This window comes from Thermomicrobium sp. (assembly GCF_053493975.1).
Genome location: NZ_JBRBZA010000020.1, coordinates 1 through 6,642, shown reverse-complemented (window position 1 = coordinate 6,642; position 6,642 = coordinate 1). Strand labels below are relative to the sequence as shown.

Annotated in this window: 7 protein-coding genes; 5 read left to right on the top strand and 2 right to left on the bottom strand. The window is 64.1% G+C overall.

The features are described from left to right. From ACWIVK_RS04445 to ACWIVK_RS04430, 4 genes are all read left to right on the top strand, one after another. On the top strand, positions 1-1,254 hold a 1,254-nt coding region (locus ACWIVK_RS04445), incomplete at its 5' end, for an ABC transporter substrate-binding protein (protein ID WP_448575374.1). 47 nt (positions 1,255-1,301) lie between these two features. After that, positions 1,302-2,264 (top strand): ABC transporter permease, encoded by a 963-nt coding sequence (locus ACWIVK_RS04440; protein ID WP_448575373.1) that lies wholly within the window; start codon positions 1,302-1,304, stop codon positions 2,262-2,264. 3 nt (positions 2,265-2,267) lie between these two features. Beyond that, a complete protein-coding gene (locus tag ACWIVK_RS04435; RefSeq protein WP_448575372.1) occupies positions 2,268-3,146 on the top strand; it encodes an ABC transporter permease in 879 nt (292 codons plus the stop codon). A gap of 669 nt (positions 3,147-3,815) precedes the next feature. After that, positions 3,816-4,319 carry a carbohydrate ABC transporter permease gene (locus tag ACWIVK_RS04430; protein WP_448575371.1) on the top strand — a complete coding sequence of 168 codons (504 nt, stop codon included), beginning with the start codon at positions 3,816-3,818 and terminating at the stop codon, positions 4,317-4,319. Here ACWIVK_RS04430 and ACWIVK_RS04425 read toward each other — a convergent pair. Both ACWIVK_RS04425 and ACWIVK_RS04420 read right to left on the bottom strand, forming a co-directional pair. Then, on the bottom strand, positions 4,243-5,832 hold the full coding sequence (locus ACWIVK_RS04425) for a recombinase family protein (RefSeq protein WP_448575370.1): 1,590 nt from the start codon (positions 5,830-5,832) through the stop codon (positions 4,243-4,245). The two genes, ACWIVK_RS04430 and ACWIVK_RS04425, sit on opposite strands and share 77 nt — an antisense overlap. A gap of 54 nt (positions 5,833-5,886) precedes the next feature. Then, positions 5,887-6,120 carry a helix-turn-helix domain-containing protein gene (locus ACWIVK_RS04420; protein ID WP_448575369.1) on the bottom strand — a complete coding sequence of 78 codons (234 nt, stop codon included), beginning with the start codon at positions 6,118-6,120 and terminating at the stop codon, positions 5,887-5,889. Between the two features lie 82 nt (positions 6,121-6,202). Between ACWIVK_RS04420 and ACWIVK_RS04415 the strand changes: the two genes are divergently transcribed. Next, the gene (locus tag ACWIVK_RS04415) at positions 6,203-6,559 is read left to right on the top strand and encodes a hypothetical protein (protein WP_448575368.1); all 357 of its coding nucleotides are present in this window, start codon (positions 6,203-6,205) and stop codon (positions 6,557-6,559) included. The last annotated feature ends 83 nt before the right edge of the window (positions 6,560-6,642 follow it).

The following is a 6,642-nucleotide window of genomic DNA, read 5'->3' as shown; positions in this document are numbered from 1 at the left end:
CCCTTCACCAGCAAGGACGTCCTCGTCACCTTCCAGCGCATCATCTCCCCGCCCGAGGGCGTCAACAGCCCCCGCAGCGTCTTCTTCAACACCGTCGAGCGCATCGAAACCCCCGACGACTTCACCGTCCGCTTCGTCCTCGAGCAACCCGATCCCGCCCTCCTCTACAACGTCGCCATCCCCTGGACCGGCATCTACCCCGCCCACCTCATCGAAGCCGGCGCCGACCTCCGCGACCCCAAGAACCTCATCGGCACCGGCCCCTTCAAGTTCAAAAGCTATACCCCCGGCGTCGCCTTCGAGCTGGAGAGAAACCCGAACTACTTCGACAAGGATCTTCCCTATCTCGACGGGATCGTCGGGCACCCGATGACCGACTGGAATGCGGTCGCCCAAGCTTTCCTGGCTGGACAATTGCACTTGTATCGATCGCTCACCACGCCACCGCTCGATCTCTTCCAGGGCAAGTCGGACATCCAGGTCGTGGGGGTGCCGACGACACTCGTGTGGCGCCTGATCCTCAACGCTCGCACCTTCGAGCCATTCAAGGACGAGCGCGTCCGACGAGCCATCACGCTGGCATTGGATCGCGAAGCGATGATCGCGGCCATGACCGAGGGGCGCAGTGTCCTCTCCGGCTGGATGCACCCCTACGGTGCCTGGGCCTTGCCCGAAGACCGTGTGCGCCAGGCGCAGGGCTTCGGCAAGGACAAGGAGGCCGATCGCCAGCAGGCCAAGCAACTCCTCGCCGAAGCCGGCTTCCCCAACGGACTGGAGTTCGAACTCCTCGCTTTCAACCTCGATGTGACCACTCCCAGCCTGATCGCTGACCAACTCGGACAGGTCGGGATCAAGGTGAATACCCAGATTCTCCAACTGGGCGAGTACGTGCAACGCGTCGTCGCCCGCGAGTACCAGATGGTGCTCGGCTTCAATGCTCCCTGGGTCGACGAGCCCAAGTCGACCTTCGGTGCTTGGATCACCAATGACGACCAGGTCAGCATGACCGGCCTGTGGTCGGACGAACTCATCCAGCTCTATCAGCAAATCGAGCGTGAACTCGATATCGACAAGCGCAAGCAGTTGACGCACGAACTGGACTTTCGTACGCTCGACGATCCGGTCTTTGGCATGATCTATGTCTACCGTCCCGTCATCTGGCACGTCTTCCGGCCGGCGATCCTGGCCAATTGGACTCCGCAGCCGAACTACAACCTGACCGAAAAGCATGCGACGACGTGGCTCCGCTCCTGACCGGGACGGCGAGCGCGGCCGGGAAACGAGCGGGAAGGTGAACGGCGATGTTCGTCCAGTATCTGATACGGCGAGCGATCGGTGGATTTCTCGTCGTCCTCATCGCGACGTTCGTCGTCTTCGCCTTCATTCGTCTCGCTGGTGACCCGGCCGCGCTGATCGTCGGTGGAACCGGAGAGAACATCACCATCAATCCCGCGCGTGTCGAGCAAGTGCGCCGCGAACTGGGGCTGGACCGACCCCTGATCATCCAGTTTTTCGACTTTCTTGGTGGGCTGATTACCGGTGGTCTCGGCAATTCCTACGTCACTGGACGGCCGATCGCGGATGAACTTCGCGTGCGCTTGCCGGTGACCATCGAAATCGCTTTTCTGTCCGAGTTCATGGCCTGGATCTTTGCTCTTCCGCTCGGGCTCTTCAGTGCACTACGACGCGGTCGCTTCACCGAGGGGATCACCCGCGTCTTCTTCTTCATCGCCTCGGCCGTCCCAGCCTACTGGCTAGGACTTCTCGTGCTCATCGCTGTCCTACTCGTCTTCGGGTGGCGCCCACCCCTCGGCCTCGTCCCACCCACCCAGAATCTCTGGACGCATCTCCAGCAGATCATCCTACCGATCGTCGTCCTCGGTTTCGTGTTGGCAGCGGGGCTGGTTCGCTTCATCCGCAACGCCGTCCTCGAGGTGCTCCAGGAGCCGTTCGTCCAGGTCGCACGAGCCAAGGGGCTCGCGGAATCGACGGTCGTGCTCCGGCACGTTCTCCGCAATGCCTTCGCGCCGACGATCGCCTTCTCGGGGCTGCGCGTCGGGTACCTACTCGGCGGTGTGGTGATCGTCGAGACGACGTTCAATCTCCCCGGTCTCGGACTCTTCTTCGTCGATGCGGTCTCGCGGCGCGACTTCCCCGTCATCCAGATTGCGGTCCTCATCTTGGGGAGCGCATTCGTCATCATCAACCTGCTCACCGACCTCGTCACCTCGTTCCTGGATCCCCGGTTGCGCGAGAGGGGCTGAGAGATGGCTGAAGCGGTCGCCGCGCCGATCACCCGGACCCGCACCCGTGTCACCCACCGCCGTCTCCCCTGGATCGGGCTCACCGTCGCGCTCGCACTCGCTCTCATCGTCTTGACAGGGATCATCGGACCGAGCATCAATCCCCGTTCACCGACCGCGACGAATGTGGCGGCCCGCCTCAAGCCACCGTCCGCCGAGCACCCGTTCGGAACCGACGAACTTGGTCGCGACATCTTCACACGTGCTCTGTACGGCCTCCGCACGACGCTCCTGATCGCCGTTCCTGGCGGGTTGGTCGGTACGATCATCGGGACGCTCCTCGGACTGATCGGCGGGTACCGACGCGGACTCGCCGACTTTCTCCTCCAACGCGGGGTGGAGATCATCACGGCCATCCCTTCGCTCGTTGTTGCGAGCGTGGTCGTGGCCGTGCTCGGACCTGGCCGCATCCAGCTGATCGGTGCCGTCGCGTTATCCCTGACTCCCGTCGGAGTTCGCGTCATGCGTGCTGCCGCGCTGCGTGTCTCCGAATCGCTCTTCTGTGAAGCAGCCCGCGCGCTCGGAGCCAGCCACTGGCGGATCATGCTCCGCCATGTGCTCCCGAACTGCCTCGGACCAGTCGCAGTACTCTCCTCCCTCAACCTGGGAGCCGCGATCTTCGTCGAGACCGGCTTGAGCTTTCTCGGACTCGGCGTTCAACCACCCAACCCCTCGCTCGGTAACATGCTGACCGGTGCTGCCTCGCTGTACTTCACCCGTGCTCCCTGGATGGTCATCTTCCCCGGTCTCATCGTCACCATTCTGATCCTTTGCTTCAATATCCTCGGCGACATGCTGGCCGACTACTTCGATCCACGCTTGCGCAGCCAGACCAACGCGTGAACGACCGTCTATCGCGGGCAGCCGCGCCCGCTCTCGCTCGGCACGCGCAGTCGCCTGCATCGCTGTACCCGCCCGACCACGCCCTGCGGTTCCTCAGCGCATCGGAGCGACCGCTCACTCGAGTGAGCCAACCAGATCGTCGGTCACCGGTGCTCGAGACGCTCAGCATCGCGCGCCGCAACGACCCTCGAGTCCGTTCGACGGTGATCGGTTGACCACCACGTGCGCCTCGAGTCCTGATCTTTACCCCAGCGGAGTCACCTGCTGTCTCCTGTGCCCGCGGCAAACCGTAAAGATGGAAAGCGAGTCAGGAGAAGATTCTGCGCGCTGAGATCACCTCGCCTGCTGCCCTCTTCTACTTATTTGTTCGTCGACCCGTCCACGACCTGACCACCGGGTAGAGCAGTCGAAAGGGCCTTCAGAACCCCAGTCACGGCGTCCGCCCAGGTCACCCCCTCTGTCTGACCGCGCACTCTGTGCGCAAACAATCGAAACAAGGAGAGAGAAGGCATGGCGCCTTCCCATTCCCTGTCTCGCGAAACGCCGACGCGTCGATAGTGCCACGAGAGCACATCCCTCTTGCATGCTCAGTGGGGGTCTGCTACTCTATGGGTACCTACTGACGACAGATCCGCGTCACGACGCGGAGTGTTCGAAAGGCCGAACACCATGGCACTTCTGCGCACAGCGGGACGGACAGCTGTTTCGGCACCACCGCGCACATCCCGGCTGGGACGAGATTTCTGGCTCGGGTATGCTTTGACGCTTCCTGCCTTCGTCGTGGTAGTTGGCCTGGTCGCCTATCCCCTTGGCTACGCGTTCTGGCTGTCGTTGCAGGACATCAAAGTAGGCGGGCAAGGCCAATTCATTGGCCTGGGTAACTACGCGCGCTTGCTCTTGGAGAGCGAAAGCCGGATCTACGGACTGTTCTGGAACAGTGTGAAGGTCACCGCGCTCTACACCGCAGGTGCACTCGCTGGGAAGTTCCTCATCGGCATGGTCAGCGCCGTCATCCTCCATTCTCAGATACGAGCACGACGGTTCTGGCGCACGCTGCTGTTCGTACCCTGGGCGATTCCAGCAGTGGTATCCGCGTTCACCTGCATAAAAGCGTCACAACCGTCGTCGGTACGATCCCTTCGATGCGCACCGTCTTGTCCGGGAAAACCGTGACGCGGATCGACAAGAGCTCGAGGATCCGGCGCCGTTCCTCCGGCGTGGCGGCTGGTCCAGCCTCGCGGACCATGGCAGCGATCGCGGCAACCTGCTCGGCGTCGATCGACCAGGACGGCGCGGCAGCGGCCAGCTCGCGTTCGAGGGCGTCACGCTGCTGCGCGAGTTGCCGGCGCAGCTGCAGCAGACGGGCGCGCTCGGCCTCGATGACCTCTGCCGGATATCCGTCGGTCTCCAGCTCCTTCCGAAGCAGCGCAGCCAGACGCTGGTCGCACTTCGCGAGCTCGGCGTCGATGGCCGCGAGCCGCATGCGCACCTGCTCCGCCGCAGCCGCCTGCTCCACGCGCTTGCTCTCGAGCGCCTGCCGGATGGTCTCCGGGTCGGCGAGTCGCTCGACGATCGCGTTCCAGACGACGTCTTCGAGCTCGCTGGCGTTCACCTTCGTGTGGCAGGTGCAGCGCTCGAGCCAAGGCGACATGACCGACGGCTGACAGCGGTAATAGAACACCTGCCGCTGGTGCGACCCCGTCCCGACGAGCCGGTATCCCGCCGGACAATAGGCCAACCCGCTCAGGATGTACGGGCGCTTCTGGTTTCGTCTCGAGCGCGCCCGGTTTTCGTCCAGGACGCGTTGTGCGGCTTCCCAAACTTCTTTGCTGACGATCGCGGGGATCTGAATGGTGATGCGCTCCTCTTGGGGGTTGTACTGGACACGCAGGGTTCCGTTGGTGCGAGTGAATTTGCGCTTGAACCATGTGAGCCTACCGATGTATGCGGGATTGCGGATCATGCGGGCGACGGTCGAGGGATTCCATGCCGAGGTCCTCTCCCCGCCGTGGATCGGCGAGCCCGCCGTCGGCACCCCCATGGCGGTCAGGCGCCGAGCGATCTCGTACGCGCTCGCGTGTTCCCGCGTGACCCAGTCGAAGATCTGTCGGACGACTTCCGCCTCGGTCGGTTCGACCTCGTAGGCACCGCGGCGCTTGTCGACTTCGACATATTTGTAGCCATACGGCGGACGGGCGCCGGTGCGCATCAGTGAGCCTGACAAGAGACGGGCTCTCTTGCCGCGACCCGACCGCTCGACTCGCAAGCGGTTTTCGATCAACGCGACTACCGACTTTGTGATCCGGATGATTTCGCCCGAAAGCGTGTTGGTGTCGCCCCCGTTGACGAACTCGATGCGCGCGCCGCGCCGCGTGAGCAAATGCTCCAGGGTGGCCTGGACGTAAAGCTCGCGCCCGAGCCGGTCGACATCGAGGCAGACGATGACGTCCGGTTTGAGCTGATCGAGCTCCGCGATCAGCCGGTTGATGCCGGGCCGATCGATCGTCGTCCCCGAGGCCGCGTCCGTGTACTCCGCGATCAGGTCGTATCCATTTTTCTGGCAGTACTTCCGGATCGCCTCGAGTTGCGTAGGGATCGAGTAGTTCTTGGCTTGCTCCTCGGTCGAGACTCGTGCGTACGCCACGGCCGTCGGCCGGCGTGGTACAATCTGCTCGGAACGGTTCATGGACGTTCTCCTTTCTGCGGTCCCCGCGCCGCCCCTCTCCCGGCGCGGGGTTTCTCACGTCTCGCACTGCTCCTCGCTCTCTCGGCCGAGCAACCAGTCGGTGCTCACTTCGAGCGCCCGAGCGAGCGCCACGACCGTACCCGCGTACGGGTGCACGCGACCCCGCTCGACGCGCCGGTAGGCGCCGACCGTGAGCCCCGCTCGGCGGGCGAGTTCTTCCTGCGTGAGCCCGGCTCGCCGCCGGGCGAGGCGCAACCGTTGACCGAACGACCTCTGGTCGAACCCCATTGCGCCCCCCTTACTCCTCTCCTCATGGAATGATACTATCGAGACCGGTTCCGGGGTACACCGGGCGAGCGGGAGGTGCGGCATGGACCCCATCGGAGAACTCTGGCAGGCCCTGACGCCCCAGCAGCGTCGGCGGGCAGCCGATGAGATCGAACGGTTGCTCCGCGAGCCATTGACCCCCGTTTTTCGCATTTGCCACGCGGACCTCGCGCGGGCCTGGTTGCGGCACGACGACCGGGCGGTGCGCGCGCTGCTGAGCGTTCTCGCCGTCGACGCCGAGGCGGGCGCCGCGGGACTCTCCTACGACGACCGGTACCGCGCCGTAGCGGCCGCTGCTCGCCGAGTGGCTGCAGAACTCCGCGCGTGTGGCTGGACGCGCACGGCGAACCAGCTCGACGCCTGCGCCGAGCAGCTCGAGGCCGAGGCCGCCGACGACTAGTCGCCGTTGAGGATTTTGGTCAGCTCCACGATTCCCTGGCGGCGGAGCGCGAGGGTGGTGCGATAGTCCGCGCCGAGGGCGGC